The organism is Geothrix sp. 21YS21S-2 (assembly GCF_030846775.1).
Classification (GTDB): domain Bacteria; phylum Acidobacteriota; class Holophagae; order Holophagales; family Holophagaceae; genus Mesoterricola.
The window spans coordinates 2,299,516-2,321,709 of record NZ_CP132910.1; the positions used below are offsets into that span (position 1 = coordinate 2,299,516).

Here is a 22,194-nt window from a genome sequence, read left to right on the forward strand (position 1 = left end):
ATTTCAATGCTATGATGCGGACACCTTCCCGGAAAAGACCATGCGAGACCGGATCCTGGACGACCTCCTCGGCATCCCGGAGCAGACCGAGACCCTGTACGACTCCCTGATCCCGAGGCGGGTCAACAACCTGCTCCTGGTGACCAGCCTCTACGACAGCTACACCTTCATCGAGGACGGCCGCCTCTCGGAAATGCTGCTCAACGAGTTCATGGAACTCAACCTGCAGTATTCCCCGCATATCCAGCGGGTGTCCACGGCGCTGGAGGCGCTCGACCTCATCTCGCGCATGGACTTCGACCTGGTGATCTCCATGCCGCGGGTGGGGGAGATGAACGTCCGGGAGTTCGGGGAGCGGGTGCAGGAACGGGCGCCGGGCCTGCCGGTGATCCTCCTGGCCAGCAGCCTGCGGGAACTGGCGCAGCTCCAGCCCCTCACGGACCTGAAGGGCATCTACGACGTCTTCGTATGGCTGGGGGACGTGCGGCTGTTCCTGGCCATGATCAAGTCGGTGGAGGACCGCCTGAACGCCTGGCATGACGCCCGGCTCGCCGGCGTCAAGTGCATCCTGGTGGTGGAGGACAACGTCCCCTTCTATTCCGCGAACCTGCCCGAGCTCTACACGGAGGTCATGAAGCAGACCCTGACCCTCATGGCCGAGGGGGTGAACCGCTCCCAGCGCATCATCCGGCGCCGCGCCCGGCCCAAGATCCTCCTGGCCCACACCTTCGAGCAGGCCATGGATTTCTACGGAAAGTACCGGGAGGACCTGGTGGGGGTCATCCTGGACATCGCCTTCCCCCGGGGCGGGCGCATGGACTTCGCGGCGGGACCGGCCTTCGCCAAGATCGTGGCCGAGCGCAGCCCGGACCTCCCCATCCTGGTGCAGTCCACTTCCGAATTCTGGGACCCCGGGCCCGAGTCCACCGTGACCTTCGTGGACAAGCGCTCCCCGGACCTCCGCCAGGAGCTGCGGACCTTCATGCAGGACTACCTGGGCTTCGGCGAGTTCATCTTCCGCAACACCGACGGCGCCATCGTCTCCAAGGCCGACGACCTCCGCAGCCTGGAGTGGTCGGTGCAGGCGGTGCCCATCGAGAGCCTCGAGTTCCACGCCCACCGCGGCGACTTCAGCAAGTGGCTCCTGGTGCGCACGGAGTTCGAGCTGAGCGGGACGCTGGCCCGGATCATCGCCCAGAACCCGCAGGGCGAGGACCTGCGCTCGCGGATCCTGGACGCCCTCCACGCCCACCGGGCCCGGGCAGGCGCGGGCGTCGTGGCGGAGTTCTCACCCACGGGCTTCGAGGGGAGCAGCCGCTTCGTTCGGCTGGGCACGGGCTCCCTGGGCGGCAAGGGCCGGGGCCTGGCCTTCGTCAATTCGCTGATCACCTCCTACCACCTTGAGAACCGCTTCCCGGGCATCCGCATCGCCGTGCCCCCCACCCTGGTGCTGGCCACCAGCGTCTTCGACCAGTTCATGCAGACGCCCGGCCTGCGGGCCTTCGCGCAGCAGGAGCAGGACAACGAGGCCATCACCCGGGCCTTCCTGGCCGCGGATCTGCCGCGGGACGCGGTGGACGCCCTGTGGACCTTCCTGGACTGGATCCGCTACCCCCTGGCGGTGCGCTCCTCGAGCCTCCTGGAGGACGCCTCCTACCAGCCCTTCGCGGGGATCTACGAGACGTACATGATCCCCAACAACGAGGAGGATCCGGAACTGCGCCTGGCCCGCCTGGGCGACGCGGTGAAGCGGGTCTACGCCTCGACGTTCCATTCCGAGGCCAAGGCCTATCTCCAGTCCACGCCCAACCGCGTGGAGGAGGAGAAGATGGCGGTGGTGATCCAGCAGATGGCGGGAAGGCGCCACGGCCGCTACATGTATCCCGACTTCGCCGGGGTGGGCCGCTCCCTGAACTTCTACCCCATGCCCGGCATGAAGCCCGAGGAGGGCGTGGGCTCGGTGGCCCTGGGCCTGGGCAAGACCGTGGTGGACGGCGGCCGCTGCGCGCGGTTCTGCCCCGCCCAGCCCGCCAAGCCCCTCCAGTGGTTCTCGCCCCGGGACTACCTGCAGAACGCCCAGCGGGAGTTCCTCGCCCTGGACCTGGACAGCCACGGCACCGGGCACGGCGGCATGCTCAACCTGGCGACCCTCGACCTGGCCGCGGCCAGGGAGCACGGCACGCTCTACCCCGTGGGCGGCGTCTACTCCCCGGACAACGACGCCATCTACGACGGCTGCTCCCGTCCCGGGGTGCCGCTGGTGACCATGGCCGGCGTGTTCAAGGGCGGGGTGTTCCCCCTGGGCGAGGTGCTCACCCTGCTGCTGAAGGCCGGCGCCGCCGCGAACTCCTGCCCCGTCGAGATGGAGTTCGCCGTCACCCTCTCGAAGAACCCCGGGGAGCCCCACGCCTTCGACTTCCTCCAGATCCGCCCCATGGTCATGGGCACCGACGCCCAGGACATCCCCATGGCCGCCCTCAAGCCCGGGGACGCCATCTGCACCTCCCGCATGGCCATGGGCAACGGGTTCCTGGAGGGCATCCAGGACCTGGTCTACGTCCGCCCCGGGACCTTCAGCCGGGCCCTGACCACGCGCATCGCCTCCGAGGTGGGGGACCTCAACAAGCGCCTCAAGGGCCGCCCCTACCTCCTGGTGGGCCCCGGCCGCTGGGGCAGCAGCGACCCCTGGCTGGGCATCCCCGTGGCCTGGTCCCAGATCGCCGGCGCCCGCTGCATCGTGGAGACCGACATGGGGGACATGCACGTGGATCCGTCGCAGGGTTCGCACTTCTTCCAGAACCTCATGGCGTTCGGAGTGGGATATCTCACGGTGGAGACCCAGGGGAAGGAGGACCTGCTGGACTTCGGGTGGCTGGAGGCGCAGGAGGCCACCTACGAGACGGAGCACCTGCGGCACCTGGCGTTCACGGCGCCGCTGGAGGTGGCGCTCAACGGCCGGCGGAACCGCGGGGCCGTGCTCAAGCCCGGGTGCAGCCTGCGCGGCTAGGCGTGGAAGCGGGACACCAGGTAGCGGATGCCGATGCCCATGCTGGCCTCCCAGGCCAGGGTCACCTCCGGGGTCCAGGCGGGGTCGGCCACCCGCACCGCCGACAGGAGGCTGTCCAGCCAGTTGTCGTACAGCTCCGCTCCGATCGCCAGCTGCGCGGCCCCGTGCCGCCGGGCCAGGTGGTCCAGGAACTCCGGAGGTCCCAGGCCGTCCTGGCGGGCCGCGCGGAGCATCAGGGTGAAGGAGCTCTGCAGCATCTCCTTCTGCCTCGCGAAATCCGTGGTGCCGAACTTCTCCCGGACCTTGGGGGAGGAAGCGAGGAAGAGCTCATAGAAGAGATCCAGGAAATCCGGATTCGCCCTGCATCGCTCGAGGCTGTCCCCGAAGACCTGGAGCGTGGCGTCGTCCATCGGATCCTCCGGGATGATGAGGACAACTTATAGCGAAGGGCGGGACAATCAAGAAAAATCGGGAATGAGACTCATATCGCGTAGTTGCTCACCGCGTCGGAGCGCTTGGCGCGGTCCCGCTCCACCAGCGCCGCCAGGGAGATCCCGCCGTAGATGTCCCCCAGGGCCCGGCTACCCTCGGCCCACAGGTCCTCAAGCGTGCAGGCCTCGGGCTTTCCGCAGCAGCCCGAGCCCCCGGGGCAGTCCGACAGGGTCAGGGGCCCCTCCAGGGCCTCCAGGATGGCCAGCACGGAGATGTCGGCCGGGTTGCGCGCCAGGGTGTAGCCCCCCCGGGCCCCCCGCACGGCCTGGACGATCCCGCCCTTGCGCAGCGGCACCATCAGCTGCTCCAGGTAGGTCCCCGGGAGCCCTTCGGCCTCCGCGATGTCCTTGAGGAAGGTGGGCCCTTGCCCATGCAGGCGACCCAGGGCCAGCAGGGCCCGCATTCCGTAGATGGCGCGCGAAGAGAATTTCATGGCCCCAGAATACCCACTTCTTACTAAGAAATCATCTTGACGGCGAACCATTGTTGAGTATTCTTATTTTATCACTAAGAATACCTTCCCGAGGAGCCGCCCGTGACCTACCGCCCCGAAACCGTCGCCCTGCATGGCGGCCAGACTCCCGACCCCACCACCCTCAGCCGCGCCGTGGCCATCCACCGCACCAGCTCCTACGTGTTCAAGAGCACCGAACACGCCGCGAACCTCTTCGCCCTGCGGGAGCTGGGCAACATCTACACGCGCATCGGCAACCCCACCCAGGACGTCCTGGAGCAGCGCATCTCCCAGTTGGAGGGCGGCGCGGCCTCCCTGGCCCTGGCCTCGGGGACCTCGGCGATCTTCTACGCCATCATCACCCTCGCCCAGGCCGGCGACGAGATCGTGGCGGCCAACAACCTCTACGGCGGCACCTACACCCAGTTCGACGCCATCCTGCCGGCCCTGGGCATCAAGGTCCGCTTCGTGGATCCCGGGGACCCCGCGAATTTCCAGAAGGCCATCACGGACAGGACCCGGGCCGTCTTCATCGAGAGCATCGGCAACCCGCTGCTGGACGTGGCCGACATCGAAGGCATCGCCGCCGTGGCCCACCGCAACGGCCTGCCCCTCATCGTGGACGCCACCTTCTCCACGCCGTACCTGCTCCAGGCCATCCGGCACGGCGCGGACATCGTCGTGAATTCGCTCACCAAATGGATCGGAGGCCACGGCACGGGCATCGGCGGCATCATCACCGACGCGGGCACCTTCGACTGGAAGGGCGGAAGGCACCCCCTCTTCACCGAGCCCGACCCCAACTATCATGGCCTGCGCTGGGGCATCGACCTGCCCGCGCCCCTGGCCCCCCTGGCCTTCATCCTCAGGGCCCGCACGGTGCCCCTGCGCAACCTGGGCGCGGCCATCTCCCCCGACAACGCCTGGATCTTCCTCCAGGGCATCGAGACGCTGCCCCTGCGCATCGTCCGCCACAGCGAGAACGCGCTGGCCGTGGCCCGGCACCTTCAGAAGCATCCAAAAGCGGCCTGGGTGCGCTACCCCGGCCTGCCCGGCGACCCCAGCTTCGAGCTCGCGTCGAAGTATCTCCGGAACGGCTTCGGAGGCATGGTCATCTTCGGCATCAAGGGCGGGTCCGAGGCCGCCGTGCGCCTCATCGACAGCATCCCCCTCTTCTCGCACCTGGCCAACGTCGGCGACGCCAAGAGCCTGATCATCCACCCCGCCAGCACCACCCACTCCCAGCTCAGCGAGGCCCAGCAGCGCGAGGGCGGCCTCACGCCGGACCTGGTGCGCCTGTCCATCGGCATCGAGCACATCGACGACATCCTCGAGGCCCTGGACGCGGGCCTGGCCAACGCCTGACTCAGTCCGTGAAGCCGCTCTCCAGCCCCGCCTCGATGCCCGAATACGCCCTGTCCAGCTGCTCCCCGGTCACGCAGTAGGGGGGCAGCAGGTAGAGCGTGGGGCCCAGGGGCCTGAGCAGCAGCCCGCGCTCCAGGAAGAACCGCTTCATGCGGGCGTTCAGGCCGGGGAGGTCCGGGACCACGTCGAAGGCCGCGATGGTCCCCTGCACCCGCAACCTCGCGGCGTGCTGACTCGCCGCGACGATCCGCGCAAGATCCGTGCGGTGCCGCCGCTCGATCTCCGCCCGGGCCGCAAGGCAGGCCGGGTCCAGCAGGAGGTCCAGGGAGGCCAGCGCCGCCGCGCAGCCCAGGGGATTGGCGGTGAAGGAATGGCCGTGGAGGAAGGCCCGGTCCGTGGAGGGATCCAGGAAGGCGTCGTGCACGGCCTCGGTGGTGATGGTGAGGCTCATGGGGAGCGCGCCTCCGGTGAGGCCCTTGGACAGGCAGATGAAGTCAGGCTCCACCCCCGCCCCGAGGCACCCGAAGAGCGGTCCCAGCCGGCCGAAGCCCGTCATCACCTCGTCGAGGATCACCAGGATCCCGCGGCTCCTCATGCGCTCCACCACGCCGCGCAGGAAGTCCGGCCGGTGCATGCGCATTCCGCTGGCGCCCTGCACCAGGGGCTCGATGACGGCCGCGGCGGTGGCCGCGCCGTGGCGTTCGAGGTGGCGGTCCAGTGCGGCCAGGGCCGCGGCCTCCTTGGCCTCCACGTCCCCGTCGCCCAGCCAGGTGCCCGCCACGGGCAGCACGTCCACCGGGAACATCAGGGACCGCCAGGCCTCGAAGAACCGCGAGGACACGCCCACCGACATGGCTCCGACCGTGTCTCCGTGGTAGCCGCCGTCGAAGGCCAGAAATCGGTCCCGGGCCTCCCCGCGGTTGCTCCGCGCCTGGAGCGCCATCTTCAGGGCCACCTCCACCGCGGTGGAGCCGTTGTCCGAGAAGAAGCAGCGCCGGAGGCCCGGGGGCAGGAGGGCCGTGAGCCGCCGGCAGAGCTCCACCGCCGGCTCGTGGGTGAACCCCGCGAAGATCACCTGCTCCAGGCGCAGGGCCTGGTCGCCGATGGCCCGGGCGATGGCGGGGTGGCCGTGGCCATGGAGGGTCACCCACCAGGAGGAGACGAGGTCCAGAATCTCCCGGCCTTCGACGTCCGTGAGGACCGCGCCCCGGGCCGAGCGGATGGGGATGGGCGGCGGCGCGGTGAGGGCCTGGGTGAAGGGGTGCCACACCAGGGAGCGGTCCAGATCCGCGAGGGCGGTGCGGTCCATCAGCGGCCTCCGATAGGCGACAGGTCGAGCCGTGCGGCGGCCGCCGCCAGGGCCGCCGGGGTCAGGGGGTCCAGCCAGGGGATGCGGCCCAGGATGGGTGCGCCTCCGAGGCGGGCGATGGCCGCCAGGTTGAGAGGATGGTCCGGCCCACTGAAGACGATGCCCGCCACCGGGAGACCCCGCCGGCGCAGGGCCTCCAGGGACAGCAGGGTGTGGTTGATCGTGCCCAGCCCGGTGCGCGCGGCGAGAACCACAGGAAGCCCCAGGCGGGCCGCGAGGTCGATCATGAGGGTCGTGGCGTCCAGCGGGACCAGGAGGCCCCCCGCCCCCTCCACCACCAGGAGGCCCTCCGGGAGGGCGATGCGGGCGGGGTCGATGGTCAGGCCCTCCTCCGCCGCGGCCTGGTCAGGCGCGAGGGCCGCCTGGAATTCGTAGGCCGGGCGCGGGAAGTCCCCGGGCCGGTGCCCGGTGAGCCTGGCCACCACGGCCGTGTCGCCCCCGGGCGCCCCGCGCAGTCCGCTCTGCACCGGTTTCCAGTAGCCCGCGCCCAGGGCCGCCACCAGGGCCGCCGCCACGACGGTCTTGCCTGCGTCCGTGTCCGTTCCCGCCACGAAGACGCTTCCCATCAGGCCCTCCAGATCACGGTGAGCACGTCGTAGGTGGCGAGGAACTCGCCGCCGCCGGAGCGCAGGAGCCGGCCCAGGGCGGCCGGGGAGAGCGTCGCGTGGCCCGGGGCGGCGGTGCGGGCCCCGGTGAGCCGCAGGTGGTCCAGGAAGCCGTGGAGGCTCCCGCACCGCAGCGGGAAGGACCGCCGCCCGACGCGGCACCCGGGCAGCAGCGCCTCCAGCCCCTCCGGCGTGGGGTAGGCCGGCGTGCCCGGCTCCACTCCGGCGGCCCGGCACCTCCCGCGCCACTCGGGGAAGGTGCCGGCGCCCAGGGTGGTCACCGCCAGCGCGCCGCCGGGGTTCAGAAGCCCGTGGAGCCGGGTGAGGCCCGCCGCCAGGTCGCCGAACCACTGCACCGCCAGGCTGGAGACGATCAGATCGAAGCGCCGCCCGCCCACATCCGGGTCCTCCCCGTCCATGACCCGCGCATCCACCCCGGGAAAGCGGCGGGAGCACGCCGCGACCATGGCCGGGGCGAGGTCCGTCGCCAGCCATCGGCACCCGGGAAGGGCCGGGGCCAGGGCGCCGGTGAGAAACCCCGTGCCGCAGCCGATCTCCAGCACGTCCGGGGCCGCCTTGGGGGGCAGGGCCAGGACCTGGCCCGCCAGCGCCGCGGCCACCCGCCGCTGAGGCCCCGCCTGCCCGTCGTAGGTGCCGGCGGCGGCGTCGAAGCGCCTCAGGATGGTCTCCTTCCACTCGCTCATGGCTGGAGGGCCTTCGCCAGGTCCAGGGGCCGGGTCAACGGCAGGACGTGGCCGCCGGTGGGCCAGACCTGCCCCGGGAAGGCCATGGACACCAGCGGGTCGTCCTCGGCGCCGAAAGCCAGGACCGGCCGGCGGAGCCCGCGCGCATCCTCGTCGCGCATGCGCAGGAGGTCGGCGCGGAGCCGCGGGACGTCGGGTTCCCCGGGGGGCACCGCCGTGCCGAGGCGGGCGTGGAAGGCCTGAAGCACCTCGCCGGGAGCCTTCTCGAGGCGGTTCAGCATTCGGTCCAGGACCCGCACCGGGGTCCCCTGCGGGTAGTCCCCCGCCGCGGAGAAGCGCGCGAAGCCGTTGACCGACACCAGCGGAACCCCCGCCAGGGCCGGCTCCCGAAGGGCCCAGAGGCACCCGAAGGAGTGGCCCACCACCAGGTCCAGGTCCGGCGGGAACGCCAGCCGCTCCGGCCCGAAGTACCCCAGGTCCGCCTCGAACCACTCGGGCCCTGCCAGGGCGGCCCGCAGCGGCCCCCAGAGGGACGGGCCGAAGCCCCAGCCGTGCACCAGGAGGATCCGTCTCACGCGCCCGCCCTCCCCAGCCCCTGGAGGGCGTGGACGAGCAGGCCGAGGTCCTCCTCGGTGTGGGCCGCGCTCAGGGCCAGGCGCAGCCTTCCGGTGCCCGGAGGCACCGTCGGAGGACGGATCCCCACGGCCAGAACGCCCCGCTCCTCCAGGAACCGCGAGCCCGCCAGGGTATCGGCGTCCGAGCCCAGGACGGCGGGGACGATCTGGGTGTCCGAGGCCAGGGTGTCGATCCCCAAGGCCCGCAGGGCGCTCCGCACCCGCTCCGCGTGGCGGGAGAGGACGGCCCGCTCCCTGTCCAGGCGGGGGAGCAGCTCCACCGCCGCGAGGGCCGCCCCGGCCGAGGGGGGCGGCAGGGCCGTGCTGAAGATGAAGCCGCGGCACGTGTTCACAAGCCAGTCCACCAGGACGCCGTCGCAGGCCACGAAGGCCCCGTAGCCCCCGAGGGCCTTGCCGAACGTGCCCATCACCAGGTCCACGCGCCCCTTCACCCGGGCCTCGGCGCACAGGCCTGCGCCGCTGGGGCCCAGCACGCCGGTGGCGTGGGCCTCGTCCACGTAGAGGAAGGCCCCGTGCTCCGCGGCCAGGTCCGCCAGGGCCGGCAGGTCGGCGCGATCCCCGTCCATGCTGAAGACGCTCTCCGTGAGGATCATGCGGAACGTGCCCCCGCCCCGCTCCAGCAGCTCCCGCAGGTGCCCCGGATCGTTGTGGCGGAACCGCTGGGCGCGCACCCCGGCCAGGCGCAGGCCCTCGTACATCGAGGCGTGTGCGAGCCGGTCGATGAAAACCCGGGGCTCGTGGCCCGCCGCCCGCGGATCCAGCAGGGCCGACAGCACGGCTGCATTCGTCTGGAAGCCCGAGCCCATGGCCAGGGCGGCCTCCGTGCCCTTCAGCGCCGCCAGCGCGCCCTCCAGCCGCGGGTGCACGGGGAGGGTGCCGCACACCAGGCGCGAGGCCGTGGCCCCGGTTCCCCCCGCATCCGCCTTCACCAGGCGCGAATCCCGGGCCAGGCCCAGGTAGTCGTTGCTGGAGAAGTTCACGAGGCGCCGCCCGTTGCGCTCCACCGCCATGCCGTCCAGGGGGGTCACCGGCGTGAGCGTGCGGCGCCGCGAGGCCCGGCCCAGGTCGTCCAGGGCCCGGGCCAGGGTGTCGCGGTAGGGGTCCACGCCTAGACCCGCGCGCCTTCCACCCTCATGCCCAGGGCGGCCATGAGGCGGCGGTCGTGGTTCTCGCCCGGATTGGGAGTCGTGAGGAGCTTGTCCCCGGTGAAGAGCGAATTGGCCCCCGCCAGGAACGCCAGGGCCTGCATCTCGTCGCTCATGGCGGTGCGCCCGGCGCTGAGGCGGATTCGGCTGGCGGGGAACAGGATCCGCGCCGTGGCGATCATGCGGATGAACTCCAGGGGCGGCACGGGCGGCAGGTCCGCCAGGGGCGTGCCGGCCACGGGCACCAGGTGGTTGATGGGGATGCTCTCCGGGGCCGGGTGCAGCTGGGTGAGCTCGTGGAGGAAGTGGATGCGGTGGTCGATGGTCTCGCCCATGCCCACGATGCCGCCGCAGCAGACTTCCAGCCCCGCCCGGCGCACCGCGTCGATGGTGCGCAGGCGCTCCTCGAACTTCCGGGTGCTGATCACGGTCTCGTAGAAGTCCCTGCTGCTGTCGATGTTGTGGTTGTACACCTGGCAGCCGGCCTCCTTCAGGCGCCGGGCCTGGTCCTGGGTGAGCATGCCCAGGGTCACGCACACCTCCATGCCCAGCCCGGAGACGCCCCGCACCATGGCCAGGACGGCCTCGAAGCCTTCGTTGTCCCGCACCTCGCGCCAGGAGGCGCCCATGCAATAGCGGGTCGACCCCTGGTCCCGGGCGGCGCGGGCGCCTTCCAGGACCGATTCCAGCTCCTTCATGGGCTCGACCTTGAGGCCGGTGTCGTACCGCGCGCTCTGGGGGCAGTAGGCGCAGTCCTCGGGACAGGCCCCGGTCTTGATGGAGTCCAGGGTGCAGAACTGGATCTCCTCGGGGTTCCAGTGGGCCCGGTGCGCCGTCGCCGCCCGGAAGACCAGTTCGGGCAGGGGCAGGTCATGGATGGCGCGGATCTCGGCGGGAGTCGTCATGGGTGGCCTTTGGAACAAAGGACACAGCCTAGCATGGGCGCCCCGCGGCCACAGCCGGACGAGCTAGAGACCGCCCTTGTTTTCCAGGCCCGTCTCCAGGTTCCGGAGATGCGCGACCAGACCGTCCAGTTGCTCCTTGAGCGCCACCAGATCCTCCTCCGGGCAGCCCAGGGCCGCGAAGAGGGTCCCGGGGACGCACCCGCACGCCTCCTTGAGGGCGGCGCCCCGGGGGGTGAGGTCCACCCGGACCACGCGCTCGTCGTCCAGACTGCGGGTGCGGGTGATGAAGCCGGACGCCTCCAGGCGCTTGAGGAGCGGGGTGAGGGTGTTGGTGTTGAGCAGGGCCCGGTCGCAGAGGCGCGAAACGGCGCACGGCGCGTCCTCCCACAGGATCATCAGGACGATGTACTGCGGGTAGGTGAGCCCCAGCGGCTCCAGCAGCGGCTGGTAGAGCCGCGTCACGAGCCGCGAGGCGGCGTAGAGGGGAAAGCACAGCTGGCGTTCCAGGAGCAGGGGGTCCATGTCACCTTCCCAGGAGCTGCAGGATCGCCTTCTCCAGCCTCGCGGGGACGGTCGACGGCGCGTACCGCTTCACCGGCCGCCCTTCCCGGTCCAGGAGGAACTTCGTGAAGTTCCATTTCACGGCCTCGCTGCCCAGGACCCCCGGCAGGGCGCCGGTGAGCCACGTGAAGAGCGGGTGGGCCTTGGGGCCCTTCACCTCCACCTTCGCGAACATGGGGAAGGTGACGCCGTAGTTCAGCAGGCACCCGCCCGCGATGGAGGCCTCGTCCCCCGGCTCCTGCCTGCCGAACTGGTTGCAGGGGAAGCCGAGGACCACGAGGCCCTCGTCCCGGTGGTCCCGCCAGAGCTGCTCCAGACCGGCGTACTGGGGCGTGAAGCCGCACTCGCTGGCGGTGTTCACCACCAGCACGACCTTGCCGCGGTACCGGGAGAGGGGGATCTCCTCCCCCTTCAGGGAGGTGGCCGTGAAGGCCTCGAGGCCGCTCAAAGCAGCACCAGCTCCACCGGCACGTTGCCGCGCACGGCGTTGGAGTAGGGACACACCTGGTGGGCCTGTTCCATCAGCGACTGGGCCTGCTCCCGGGAGACGTCGGGAAGGAAGACCTCGAGCTTCACCGCAAGCTGGAAGCCGCCGCCATCCTTGGGCCCGATGCCCACCGTGGCGTCCACCCGCTGGGTGCCCAGGCGCACCTTGGCGGACCCGGCGACGAAACCCAGGGCGCTCTGGAAGCACGCCGCGTAGCCCGCCGCGAAGAGCATCTCCGGGTTGGGATTGGGTCCGCCCGGGCCGCCCAGGCCCTTGGGAAGGGCGAGCTGGAGGTCCAGGACGCCGTCGCTGCTGGTGACGCGGCCGGCGCGGCCGCCGTTGGCCGAAGCCTTGATTTCGTACAGTGCGTTCATGGCGGGTCCCTTATATATCGCAAGCGATTTAGTCGCTTGCGATAACAATACGCCCCCCCACCGCCCTGTCAAGGCCGGCCTGCGGCCCCCCCTCTGCTAGACTCTGGAAAAACCCCGAGACGGACCCATGCAACCCATGCGACGACCTGTACCCGCGAGCCCGCGATCATGATCCTGTACTGGACCGCTCTGGGACTCTCGGCCCTTTCGGGGATCCCGGGCCTCTTCCTCCCGCGCAAGGGCGGGGTCGCGTCGGCGGTCCTGCTCTGCCTGGCCGCGGTGGCGGGCCTCGCCGCCTCGGCGCGGGTCCTCTGCTTCGGCCTCGCGTGGAGCCAGGCCCTCCCGGCCACCCCCCTGGGGCCGGCGGGGTCGCTGGCCTTCGACGCCGTCGCGGCCTTCTTCCTGATTCCGGTCGTGGCGCTCTCGGCCTGCGGCGCGCTGTACGGCGTCCGCTACTGGGAGGACCACCACGAGAACGCCCGCAGGCTGCGGCTGCTGCTGGGGATCCTGGCGGCCTTCACGGGGCTGCTGACCGCCGCCTCCCACATGGTCACCTTCCTCGTGGCCTGGGAGGGCATGGCCATCGCCGCCTTCTTCCTGGTCACCACCGAGGACCGGGAGCCCGAGGCCCGACAGGCCGGGTGGCTCTACCTGGTCACGACCCACCTGGGAACGCTGTGCCTGTTCGGAGCCTTCGCCCTGACGGTCCCGGCCACCGGAGGCCTGGGCTTCGGAGCCCTACCCGGGGGCTTCGTCGCCAGCGGACGCGGCACGGCGGCCTTCGTCCTCTACCTGGTGAGCTTCGGCCTCAAGGCCGGGGCCCTGCCGCTGCACTACTGGCTGCCCCCGGCCCACGCGGCCGCGCCCAGCCACGTGTCCTCCTACCTTTCGGGCGTGCTCATCAAGACGGGGATCCTGGGCATGGTCCGGCTCCTTTCCTGGGTTCCGGATCCGCCGCTTTGGTGGGGCGGGGCCTGGGTGGCGCTGGGCGCCCTCTCGGGCATCCTGGGCGTGGCCCTGGCCCTGGGCCAGCACGACCTCAAGCGGCTCCTGGCCTACCACTCCATCGAGAACATCGGGATCATCCTCCTGGGCCTGGGCCTGGGCACCCTGGGAAAGAGTACGGGGCACCCCGCCATCATGGTCCTGGGCTACGCGGGCGCGATGCTCCACGTGCTCAACCACGGACTCTTCAAGGGCCTCCTCTTCCTGGCCGCGGGCTCGGCGGTGCACGCCACGGGCACCCGGAACCTCGAACGCATGGGCGGGCTCGCCCACCGGATGCCCTGGACCTCCGGGGGCTTCCTGGCCGGGGCCTGGGCCATCTGCGGCCTGCCGCCCCTGAACGGGTTCGTCAGCGAGCTGTTCATCTACCTCGCCGCCTTCCACGCCCTGCCCCTGTCCCGCTCCCCCTGGCCCGCCGTGTCGCTGGCGTCCCTGGCCCTCATCGGCGCCCTGGCCCTGGCCTGCTTCGCCAAGGCCTACGGGATCGCCTTCCTGGGGATGCCCCGGTCCCCCGGGGCGGACCAGGCCCGCGAGGCGCCCCGGGCCATGCTGGCCCCCATGGGCATCCTGGCCCTGGCGTGCCTCGCCATCGGCCTGGCGCCGGCCCTGGCGGCCCCGGCCCTGGACCGGGTGGTGGCGGGCATGACCGGCTCGCAGGCCCTGCCCCGCCTGGGCACCCTGGTGAACCTCCCCGCCCTCTCGATCCTGGCCGCCCTGCTCCTGGCGCTGGGCGCCCTCCTGTGGCGCTGGGCGGGACGGTCCCGCTCGGAGCGCGACGTCCCCACCTGGGACTGCGGGTTCGAGGGGGGCACGCCCCGCATGCAGTACACCGCCTCCTCCTTCGCGGACGGCCTGGTCACGGGCATGCACTGGGCGCTGTGGCCCAAGGTCCACTGGCGCCGGCTCACGACCCTCTTCCCCTTCCCGACCCGCTTCGCCAGCCACCTGCCCGACCCGGTCCTGGACCGGGCCGGCATCCCCCTCGCGGGCCTCGCGTCCCGCTGGCTGGAGCGGCTCCGGTTCTTCCAGGGGGGGCACCTTCCGGTGTACCTCCTCTACGTGATGCTCACCCTCATCCTCCTTCTCCTGTGGACGGCGGCATGATCGGGACGCCCGGGGTCCGGATCCTCCACGTGCTCCTCCAGGTGGTTTCCACCCTGGCGCTCTCGCCCCTCGTCCCGGGCCTGATCAACAAGGTCAAGGCCGTCCTTGCCGGACGCACGGGGCCCCCGGTGCTCCAGCTCTACTACGACCTGGCCAAGCTCTCCCGCAAGCGGGCCCTCTTCAGCCGCACCACCACCCCCATCTTCCTGGCGGGGCCCGTGGCGGCGGTGGCGGCGGTGCTCACCGCGGCCCTGCTGGTGCCCTTCGGTCACTTCCCGGCCCCGGTGCACTTCCAGGGGGACGCGGTGCTGTTCGTCTACCTCTTCGGGCTCGCGCGCTTCCTCACCATCCTCGCGGCCCTGGACACGGGCTCGAGCTTCGAGGGCATGGGCTCGGCCCGGGAGGCCACCTTCTCGGCCCTGGCCGAACCCGCCCTCTTCCTGGGCTTCGCGGCCCTGGCCAAGGCCTCGGGCAGCGTCTCCCTCTCGGACATGCTGGCTTCCCCGGGCTTCGGGCTCTCCCGCGCCATGGCCCCCTTCATCCTGGTGCTGGTGAGCTGGGCCATCGTCTTCCTGGCCGAGAACGCCCGGCTCCCGGTGGACGACCCCAACACGCACCTGGAGCTGACCATGATCCACGAGGCCATGGTGCTGGACCACTCCGGGCGGCCCCTGGCCCTGGTGCTCTACGGCGCCAGCCTCAAGCTCCAGGTGCTGGGGGCCCTGATCCTGGGGCCCCTCCTGCCGCGCACCCGCCACCCATGGCTGGACTGGGGCGCCTATTTCCTGGGCCTGGCCCTGCTCGCGGCGGGGGTGGGCGTGGTGGAGAGCGTCACCTCGCGCCTGCGCATGACCCGGGTGCCCCAGTTCCTCGTGGCCAGCGTGCTGGCCTCGGCCTTCGCCTTCCTGATCCTGCTGGTGTAGACGATGCTCTGCGACCTCCTCATCGCCCTGACGATGCTCACCAACTTCGCGCTGGTAACCTCCAGCCGGGTGGCGAAGGTGGTGCGGCTGGCGGTGATCCAGGGCATCATCCTGGGTTCGCTGCCCATCGCCATGGGCCTGGGCCGGCATCCCCACATCCTGCTCATGGCGGTCAGCACCGTCGCCGTGAAGGGCTGGTTCATCCCCTTCCTCTTCCGCCGCGCCCTGAAGCAGGTGAAGACGCCGCGGGAGGTCGAGCCCTACATCGGGTACGGTACCTCGGTCATCTTCTGCGCCCTGGGGACGGCACTGAGCCTGATGCTGGCCCACACCCTGCCCCTGGAGCCCGGCGCGGCCCACCCCCTCCTGCTCCCCGCGGGGCTCGCCACCCTCTTCACCGGGTGCCTGCTCCTGGTGTCGCGCAAGAAGGCCCTCACCCAGGTGGTGGGCTACCTGGTGCTGGAGAACGGCATCTACCTCTTCGGCCTCATGCTCGTGGAGGAGATGCCGCTCCTGGTGGAGGCGGGCATCCTCCTGGACCTGTTCGTGGGCATCTTCGTCATGGGCATCGTCATCAACCACATCTCGGTGGCGTTCGACTCCATGGACACGCACCACCTGGCCAAGCTGAAGGACTGACGCGATGGCCTGGTACCTCATCCTCCTCCCGCTCCTGGCCGCGCTCCTCGCGTTCCTGACGCCCAGCCCGGCGTGGCGGCCGCGGATCCTGCCGGCCACGGCGGTCCTCCACCTGGGCGGGCTCCTGGCGGCCCTGCGCGGACCCCTGAGGCCGGGCGCGTGGCTCGCCCTGGATCCCATGGGCGGCTGGGTCCTCCTGGTCATCAGCGTCCTGTTCCTCCTCTGCGCCTGGTACACCCCGGCCTACCTGGCCCTGCGCCCCAACCGGGACAACCGGATCTTCATCACGTGCTTCCTCAGCTTCCTGGGCCTGGCCTCCCTGCTGGCCCAGGCCACCCATCCGGGCCTGGTGTGGGTGGCCATGGAGACCCTCACCCTGTCCACGGCTCCGCTCATCTACTTCAACAAGAACCAGCGCTCCCTGGAGGCCGCCTGGAAGTACCTCATGATCGGCTCCGTGGGCATCGCCTTCGCCCTGCTGGGAACGCTGTTCATCGCCTACGCGGCCCACATGGGGGGCCTGCGGGAACCCCTCCGCTTCGACCGGCTCTGCCTGGAGGCCGCGCGCCTCTCCCGGCCCTGGCTGCGGGTGGGCTTCATCCTGAGCCTGGTGGGCTACGGCACCAAGATGGGCATCGCGCCCCTGCACACCTGGAAGCCCGACGCCTACGGCGAGACGCCCGGGGTCGTGGGCGCGCTGCTGGCCGGGGGCATGACCAGCTGCGCCTTCCTCGCCCTGCTGCGCGTCCAGACCGTGATGGCCGCCGCCGGGGAGGGCCCCTTCGCCCGCGGGCTCATGGTGGTGCTGGGCCTGGTCTCCATGGCCTGGGCCTTCGTCTTCCTGGTTCGCCAGGGGGACCTCAAGCGCATGCTGGCCTACTCCAGCGTCGAGCACATGGGGATCCTGCTCTTCGGCATAGGGCTGGGCGGACCCGCCGCGGCCTTCGCGCTCTACCACCTGGCCGCCAACGCCCTGGTGAAGTGCGTGCTCTTCCTCTCCGTGGGCAACATCCACCGCTCGTACGATTCCCGCCAGCTGCCGTACGTCACCGGTGCCATCCGGCGCACGCCCGTGTCGGCCTGGCTCCTGCTCCTGGCCTTCCTGGCCATCACCGGCACCCCGCCCTTCGCGCCCTTCGTGAGCGAGTTCAACCTGGCCCTGCTGGCCCTGGGACCGGGCCGGACCTGGCCGGGGCTCCTCTTCCTGATCCTTCTGGCCGGAGTCTTCCTCGCCATGAGCGACACGCTGGTGAAGGTGGTGTTCGGGGCGCCCAGCCGCGAGCGGGCCCGCACCCCCTACCGGGACACCTTCGGCACCACGGCCCCCCTCATCGCCGCCCTCGCCCTGGCCCTGGTCATGGGCCTCTGGCTGCCGAGCCCCCTGGCTTCGATGCTCCGGAGCTCCGCGGCCCTGCTGGAGGCGCGCCCATGACCCTGCAGCCCTTCCGCAACGGGCAGAGGCTGCCCCTGAAGGAGATCCGGGACCTCCGGTGGCCGGACTTCCGGGAGGCCGTGGTCCAGGGGCTCACCGGCGGCGCGCGCCTGGCCTGCCTCTGCGCGGACGGCGACCTCAACCTCTACGCCGTCCTGGCCGAGGACGGCCACGGCCGGCTCCTGGCGGGGCGCACGCACCTGGACGGCCCGCGGTATCCGGCCTTCACGCCGAGGTTCCCCCAGGCCCACCTCTTCGAGCGGGAGCTGGCCGAGCACGGCGGCATCGTCCCGGAAGGCCATCCCTGGCTCCAGCCCGTGCGCGAGCCCCGGCGCCACGCGTACTACCACACCAGCGGGGAGGAGGTGCACGAGGTCTCGGTGGGCCCCGTCCACGCCGGCGTGATCGAGCCGGGCCACTTCCGCTTCCAGTGCCACGGCGAGAAGGTGCTCCACCTGGAGATCGTCCTGGGCTACCAGCACCGCGGCGTCGAGCGCGCCCTGCTCGGGGGCCCGCACCCCCTCAGCCTGAAGCACGCGGAGACCGCCGCCGGGGATTCCTCCATCGCCCACGGGTGGGCGCACTGCCGGATCCTGGAGGCCCTTTCGGGCGCCCAGGTGCCGCCCCGCTCGGACCTGGTGCGCGGCGTGGCCCTGGAACTGGAGCGGGCTGCGAACCACACCGGAGACCTGGGCGCCCTGGCCGGGGACGTCGGGTTCCAGCCCACCTCCGCCCTCTGCGGGCTGGTGCGGGGCGACTGGCTGAACCTTACCGCGGCCGTGTGCGGCAGCCGCCTGGGCCGGGACTGGCTGCGGCCCGGGGGCCTGCGCATGGACCTGGAGCCCGGCCGCGCCCGGGCCCTGGCCCCGCGCCTGGCCGGGGTGTGGGCCGAGACGCGGCAGGCCGTCCAGCTCCTGTGGGACGCCGCCTCGGCCATGAACCGCTTCGAGGCCGCCGGAGCGCTGGATCCCATCGCGGCCCGGGAGATCGGCCTCGTGGGGGTCCCCGCCCGGGCCTGCGGCCTGGACCTGGACGTGCGCCGGGACCACCCCTTCGGGCCCTACGGGCTCCGCCCCGTCGTCCCCGCCCTGGCGCAGAGCGGCAACGTCTTCTCCCGCGCCTGGGTGCGGTGGCTGGAACTGGCTGAAAGCCACCGCTTCATCGACGAGGGCCTGGCGGCCCTCGCGGAGCTCCCCTGCGATCCGGCCCCGGCCCCCCCGCCGGCCCTGGAGCCCGAGAGCTTCTGCGTGTCCCTGGTGGAGGGCTGGCGCGGCGAGGTGCTCCACCTGGCCATCACCGACGCCCGGGGCCGGTTCCGCCTCTACAAGCTCGTCGACCCCTCCTTCCACAACTGGATGGGCCTGGCCCTGGCCATGCGGGAGGGCCAGATCTCGGACTTCCCGCTGTGCAACAAGAGCTTCAACCTCTCCTATTGCGGGCATGATCTCTGAAACGGACATTGACCCCCAGGAGGCAGACCATGCTGCTCGCAGGACGCACCATCCTCGTCACCGGCGGAAGCCGGGGCATCGGCGCCGCCACCGCGCGCCGTCTCGCCGGCCACGGCGCCGCCGTCGCGGTGAACTACGCTTCCAACGAGGCAGCGGCCCGCGGCGTCGTTGAAGCCATCACGGCCGCGGGCGGCCGGGCCGTCGCCATCCAGGCCGACGCCCGGGACCCCGTCCAGGTCGAGGCCCTTTTCAGGCAGGCCGAGGCCGCCCTGGGCCCCATCGACACCCTGGTGCTCAACGCCAACATGAGCTTCCCCGTGGCCCTCTTCACCGCGATGCCCTGGGAGGGGTTCCAGCAGAAGCTCCTGGGCGAGCTGGCCTCGGCCTTCCACGCGTGCAAGGCGGCGGTGCCCGGCATGATCCAGCGGCGGAAGGGCTGCATCATCGCCGTGAGCAGCGGCCTCTCCCGGCAGCCCGGGGAGGGCTTCTCGGCCCACACCACCGCCAAGTCGGGCCTGGACGCCCTGATGAAGTCCCTCGCCCTGGAGCTCGGCCCCCACGGCATCCGGGTGAACGTCGTGGCCCCCGGCCTCACGGAGACCGACGCCACCGCCCACTTCCCCGAGGCGGCCAAGACCGCCGCGGGAAGCCGGCTGCCCCTGAGGCGCATCGGCCAGCCCGATGACGTGGCGGGGATCATTGCGCTGGTGGCCTCGGACGAGGCCGGGTACCTCACCGGCCAGTACCTGTCCGCCGGGGGCGGCGGGATGATGCTCTAGTTCAGGTCGCCGCGGCGGCATCCTTGCGCCCGGCCAGCAGGGCCTTGGTCTCGTAGGCCTTCTCCTCCGTCAGCGGATAGCTCGCCAGCAGGAAGATCCCCGCCAGGCAAAGCGCCGTCGGCAGTCCGATCTCCCAGAACCGGATCCAGAACATCGTGCTCGCCGTCTGGGTCCCGACGCCCTCCAGGAAGCCCGTCCACCGGAGCAGGTAGCCGCCGGTGACGGAGGCGATGGAGACGCCCACCTTCCACCACCAGTTGTAGACGGCGAAGTAGACGCCCTCCTGGCGGGTCCCCACCCGCGCCTCCTCCTCGTCGCAGATGTCCGAGATCATGGAGTTCACCAGCGAGAAGCAGAACACCATCCCCAGCGACAGGCAGATCGTCGGCAGGAAGGTGAGCCGCGGCCACGCGCGGTTGTAGCACACGAGCTTGAGCAGGTTGCCGCCGGCGATGACGGAGAAGCTGAGGATCACGGTGCCCTTCTTGCCCAGGTGCTTCGAGAGCCAGAGCATCGGGAACACGCCGGCGATGCCCACGGCGGCCCACAGGGTTCCGTTCTGGGCCATGAGGCTGGAGGCGGCGTCCTTGTCGCCTCCGAAGAGGTAGAAGATCGTCGTGAAGTTGCTGAAGCCCATCACCACCTGGAAGCCCACGATGAGCAGGGTGAAGGCGGCCACCAGCTTCAGGAAGGCGCGGTTCCGGTAGGTGGCGCGGAAGCCCTTGAGGATGGGGATCCGCTCCTGCTTGCGGGCCTGGGTCAGCTTGCCCTCCTTGCACACCAGGGCGCACACCAGCGCGGAACCCGTCAGGAAGAAGCTCATGCCCAGGCACACCCACTTGATCCCGGCGACGGTGTCGCCGTGGAACACCGGCCTGTTGGCCAGGTAGTACACCCAGGGAAGGAAGAAGGCGCCCACGTTGCCGATGAAGCTGGCGTAGGCGAAGATGCTGGTCTTCTCGTGGTAGTCCTCGGTCATCTCCAGGCCCAGCGCGCCGTGGGGGATGGAGTAGATGGGGACGACGGTGTAGAAGAACAGGGAGGTGGCGATGAAGTAGCCGAACATCGCCGGCCGGCTCCAGTCCCTGGGCACCGTCCACAGGAGCGTGAAGGCCACGCCCAGGAGGATCCCGCCCACCACGAGGAAGGGGATCCGGCGCCCGAAGCGCGAGCGGCTGTTGTCCGAGAGGTTGCCCAGGAAGGGGTCCACGAGCGCGTCCCAGAGGCGGGGGATGGCCTGGGCGTACCCGATCCAGATGGCGCTGATGCCCAGTCCCACGACGTAGACGAGGCTCGTGAGCTGGACGACGGAATTCACCGCCACGATCGTGACGATCGCCCCCAGCCCGTAGGCGATCTTCTGCCGGACGGGAACCCGGTCGGCGGCGAGGGTCGTGTGGTGGGGGCGGCTGGCCATGGGGGTTCCTGACGGGAGTGGGAAATTTTGAAGGGAAAAAGCGAGAATCCGATTCAGTGTTCAAACATGCATGCCTGTTTTTGCCTTGCCGTATCCATGTGGCGCAAGCCTGTTTCAACGCCAAGCGGCCCGTTACATATTCGTTACTTTCTTCTTGCAGGTTTCAAGGTCAGGGGTATATTACTACTTGTCCCCATCTTGTAAACGTTTTCATTTCCTCTCACCCGGAGAACCGAGCCATGACGGAGCGCCCCCAGGAAGGTGCCGCCAGCCACGACGACCGGGCCGAGGTGACCATCCACGACGTGGCCCGCATGGCGAACGTCTCCATCGCCACCGTGTCCCGGGTGCTCAACGGCAGCAACCCGGTCAAGGGCGCCACGAGCACCCGCGTCCAGGAGGCCATCGAGAGCCTCGGCTACATCCCCCACAGCGGCGCCCGGGGCCTGATCAAGAAGGAGACCCGCACCATCGGGGCCCTCCTGCCCGACATGTTCGGCGAGTTCTTCTCGGAGGTGATCCGGGGCCTCGACCAGGTGGCGCGGAACCGGCACTACAGCCTGCTGGTGACCTGCACCCACGGGGACATGGAGTCCGCCGAGGCGATGCTCAGGACCATGCACGGGAAGGTGGACGGGCTGGTGATCCTGTCCTCCGAGCTGGAGGTCCACGAGGGCATGGCCCGGCTTCTCCGGCGCACCCCGGCGGTCTTCCTCAGCCAGGTGGCGGGGGGCCTGGAGGAGCGCTTCGATTCCATCAGCGTCGACAACCACGGCGGCGCCCTGTCCATGGTGCGCTACCTCATCGGCCTGGGCCACGCGCGCATCGCCTTCATCCGCGGGCCCGAGAACAACACCGACGCCCAGCAGCGCCTCCAGGGCTACCGGGAGGCCATGGCGGCCCTTCCCGGAACGCGGGAATGCACCCTGGAGGCCCAGGGCGACTTCGGGGAGGCCTCGGGCTACCGCGCCGCGTGCCGCCTCCTGAAGGCCCCGGTCCGCCCCACCGCCATCTTCGCGGCCAACGACGACATGGCCATCGGGGCGCTGGCCGCCCTGAAGGACCAGGGCCTCCGGGTCCCCGAGGACATCTCCCTGGCGGGCTTCGACGACGTGCCCATCGTGCGGTACCTGACCCCCGCCCTCACCTCCATCCGCGCGCCCATCTCCGACCTGGGCGCCAGGGCCGCCGAGAGGCTGCTGACGGTCATCGAGTCCGGCGGCGCCGTCCAGCCCCGGCAGCAGACCCTCGAAGTGCTCCTGGTCCCCCGCGGCTCCACCTGCCCGCCCCTTTCCGGAAGCGGGGGTCAATGACCCCCCCCTCCACCCCAGCATTACCATA

Annotated in this window: 21 protein-coding genes; 9 read left to right on the plus strand and 12 right to left on the minus strand. The window is 70.8% G+C overall.

All coding sequences use genetic code 11. The features are described from left to right. Nucleotides 1-40: 40 nt before the first annotated feature. Entirely contained in the window at nucleotides 41-3,007 is a 2,967-nt protein-coding gene (locus tag RAH40_RS10190) for a PEP/pyruvate-binding domain-containing protein (RefSeq protein WP_306602000.1), read from the plus strand. Here RAH40_RS10190 and RAH40_RS10195 read toward each other — a convergent pair. Continuing rightward, a complete protein-coding gene (locus RAH40_RS10195) occupies nucleotides 3,004-3,417 on the minus strand; it encodes a hypothetical protein (protein WP_306602001.1) in 414 nt (137 codons plus the stop codon). The genes RAH40_RS10190 and RAH40_RS10195 overlap by 4 nt on opposite strands. 71 nt (nucleotides 3,418-3,488) lie before the next feature. Then, nucleotides 3,489-3,932, minus strand: a complete 444-nt coding sequence (locus RAH40_RS10200) for an Rrf2 family transcriptional regulator (protein WP_306602002.1) — start codon at nucleotides 3,930-3,932, stop codon at nucleotides 3,489-3,491. Between the two features lie 102 nt (nucleotides 3,933-4,034). Between RAH40_RS10200 and RAH40_RS10205 the strand changes: the two genes are divergently transcribed. Beyond that, the gene (locus RAH40_RS10205; RefSeq protein ID WP_306602003.1) at nucleotides 4,035-5,318 is read left to right on the plus strand and encodes an O-acetylhomoserine aminocarboxypropyltransferase/cysteine synthase family protein; all 1,284 of its coding nucleotides are present in this window, start codon (nucleotides 4,035-4,037) and stop codon (nucleotides 5,316-5,318) included. A gap of 1 nt (nucleotide 5,319) precedes the next feature. On the opposite strand, the gene bioA is transcribed toward RAH40_RS10205, so the two are convergent. From bioA to RAH40_RS10250, 9 genes are all read right to left on the minus strand, one after another. After that, on the minus strand, nucleotides 5,320-6,627 hold the full coding sequence (gene bioA, locus RAH40_RS10210; RefSeq protein WP_306602004.1) for an adenosylmethionine--8-amino-7-oxononanoate transaminase: 1,308 nt from the start codon (nucleotides 6,625-6,627) through the stop codon (nucleotides 5,320-5,322). After that, nucleotides 6,627-7,253: a dethiobiotin synthase gene (gene bioD, locus RAH40_RS10215; protein WP_306602005.1), complete on the minus strand. Its 627-nt coding sequence runs from the start codon at nucleotides 7,251-7,253 to the stop codon at nucleotides 6,627-6,629. The genes bioA and bioD overlap by 1 nt, the downstream gene beginning before the upstream one ends. Continuing rightward, entirely contained in the window at nucleotides 7,253-7,996 is a 744-nt protein-coding gene (locus RAH40_RS10220; RefSeq protein ID WP_306602006.1) for a methyltransferase, read from the minus strand. The genes bioD and RAH40_RS10220 overlap by 1 nt, the downstream gene beginning before the upstream one ends. Beyond that, complete coding sequence (locus tag RAH40_RS10225) at nucleotides 7,993-8,571, minus strand: hypothetical protein (RefSeq protein ID WP_306602007.1); 579 nt, start codon at nucleotides 8,569-8,571, stop codon at nucleotides 7,993-7,995. Before RAH40_RS10225 ends, RAH40_RS10220 begins: the two co-directional genes overlap by 4 nt. Continuing rightward, nucleotides 8,568-9,737, minus strand: coding sequence for an 8-amino-7-oxononanoate synthase (locus RAH40_RS10230; RefSeq protein WP_306602008.1), 1,170 nt, complete (start codon nucleotides 9,735-9,737; stop codon nucleotides 8,568-8,570). The genes RAH40_RS10225 and RAH40_RS10230 overlap by 4 nt, the downstream gene beginning before the upstream one ends. Nucleotides 9,738-9,739: 2 nt before the next feature. Beyond that, entirely contained in the window at nucleotides 9,740-10,681 is a 942-nt protein-coding gene (gene bioB / locus RAH40_RS10235) for a biotin synthase BioB (RefSeq protein ID WP_306602009.1), read from the minus strand. A gap of 63 nt (nucleotides 10,682-10,744) precedes the next feature. Beyond that, a complete protein-coding gene (locus RAH40_RS10240) occupies nucleotides 10,745-11,203 on the minus strand; it encodes a MarR family winged helix-turn-helix transcriptional regulator (RefSeq protein WP_306602010.1) in 459 nt (152 codons plus the stop codon). Nucleotide 11,204: 1 nt separating this feature from the next. After that, nucleotides 11,205-11,690, minus strand: coding sequence for a glutathione peroxidase (locus RAH40_RS10245; protein ID WP_306602011.1), 486 nt, complete (start codon nucleotides 11,688-11,690; stop codon nucleotides 11,205-11,207). After that, on the minus strand, nucleotides 11,687-12,103 hold the full coding sequence (locus RAH40_RS10250) for an organic hydroperoxide resistance protein (protein WP_306602012.1): 417 nt from the start codon (nucleotides 12,101-12,103) through the stop codon (nucleotides 11,687-11,689). The genes RAH40_RS10245 and RAH40_RS10250 overlap by 4 nt, the downstream gene beginning before the upstream one ends. A gap of 168 nt (nucleotides 12,104-12,271) precedes the next feature. Between RAH40_RS10250 and RAH40_RS10255 the strand changes: the two genes are divergently transcribed. From RAH40_RS10255 to RAH40_RS10280, 6 genes are read left to right on the plus strand one after another with little or no spacing between them, the layout of a single operon-like run. Further along, entirely contained in the window at nucleotides 12,272-14,212 is a 1,941-nt protein-coding gene (locus tag RAH40_RS10255; protein WP_306602013.1) for a proton-conducting transporter membrane subunit, read from the plus strand. Beyond that, nucleotides 14,209-15,135 (plus strand): respiratory chain complex I subunit 1 family protein, encoded by a 927-nt coding sequence (locus RAH40_RS10260; RefSeq protein ID WP_306602015.1) that lies wholly within the window; start codon nucleotides 14,209-14,211, stop codon nucleotides 15,133-15,135. The genes RAH40_RS10255 and RAH40_RS10260 overlap by 4 nt, the downstream gene beginning before the upstream one ends. A gap of 3 nt (nucleotides 15,136-15,138) precedes the next feature. After that, a complete protein-coding gene (locus tag RAH40_RS10265; protein WP_306602016.1) occupies nucleotides 15,139-15,774 on the plus strand; it encodes a hypothetical protein in 636 nt (211 codons plus the stop codon). A gap of 4 nt (nucleotides 15,775-15,778) precedes the next feature. Continuing rightward, a complete protein-coding gene (locus RAH40_RS10270; RefSeq protein WP_306602017.1) occupies nucleotides 15,779-17,206 on the plus strand; it encodes a proton-conducting transporter membrane subunit in 1,428 nt (475 codons plus the stop codon). Next, nucleotides 17,203-18,657, plus strand: a complete 1,455-nt coding sequence (locus RAH40_RS10275) for an NADH-quinone oxidoreductase subunit C (RefSeq protein ID WP_306602019.1) — start codon at nucleotides 17,203-17,205, stop codon at nucleotides 18,655-18,657. The genes RAH40_RS10270 and RAH40_RS10275 overlap by 4 nt, the downstream gene beginning before the upstream one ends. 29 nt (nucleotides 18,658-18,686) lie before the next feature. Continuing rightward, a complete protein-coding gene (locus RAH40_RS10280; protein ID WP_306602020.1) occupies nucleotides 18,687-19,436 on the plus strand; it encodes an SDR family NAD(P)-dependent oxidoreductase in 750 nt (249 codons plus the stop codon). A 1-nt stretch (nucleotide 19,437) separates the two neighbouring features. On the opposite strand, the gene RAH40_RS10285 is transcribed toward RAH40_RS10280, so the two are convergent. Next, nucleotides 19,438-20,853: an MFS transporter gene (locus RAH40_RS10285; RefSeq protein ID WP_306602021.1), complete on the minus strand. Its 1,416-nt coding sequence runs from the start codon at nucleotides 20,851-20,853 to the stop codon at nucleotides 19,438-19,440. A 239-nt stretch (nucleotides 20,854-21,092) separates the two neighbouring features. On the opposite strand from RAH40_RS10285, the gene RAH40_RS10290 reads away from it, so the two are divergent. Further along, a complete protein-coding gene (locus tag RAH40_RS10290; protein ID WP_306602022.1) occupies nucleotides 21,093-22,166 on the plus strand; it encodes a LacI family DNA-binding transcriptional regulator in 1,074 nt (357 codons plus the stop codon). Nucleotides 22,167-22,194 lie beyond the last annotated feature (28 nt).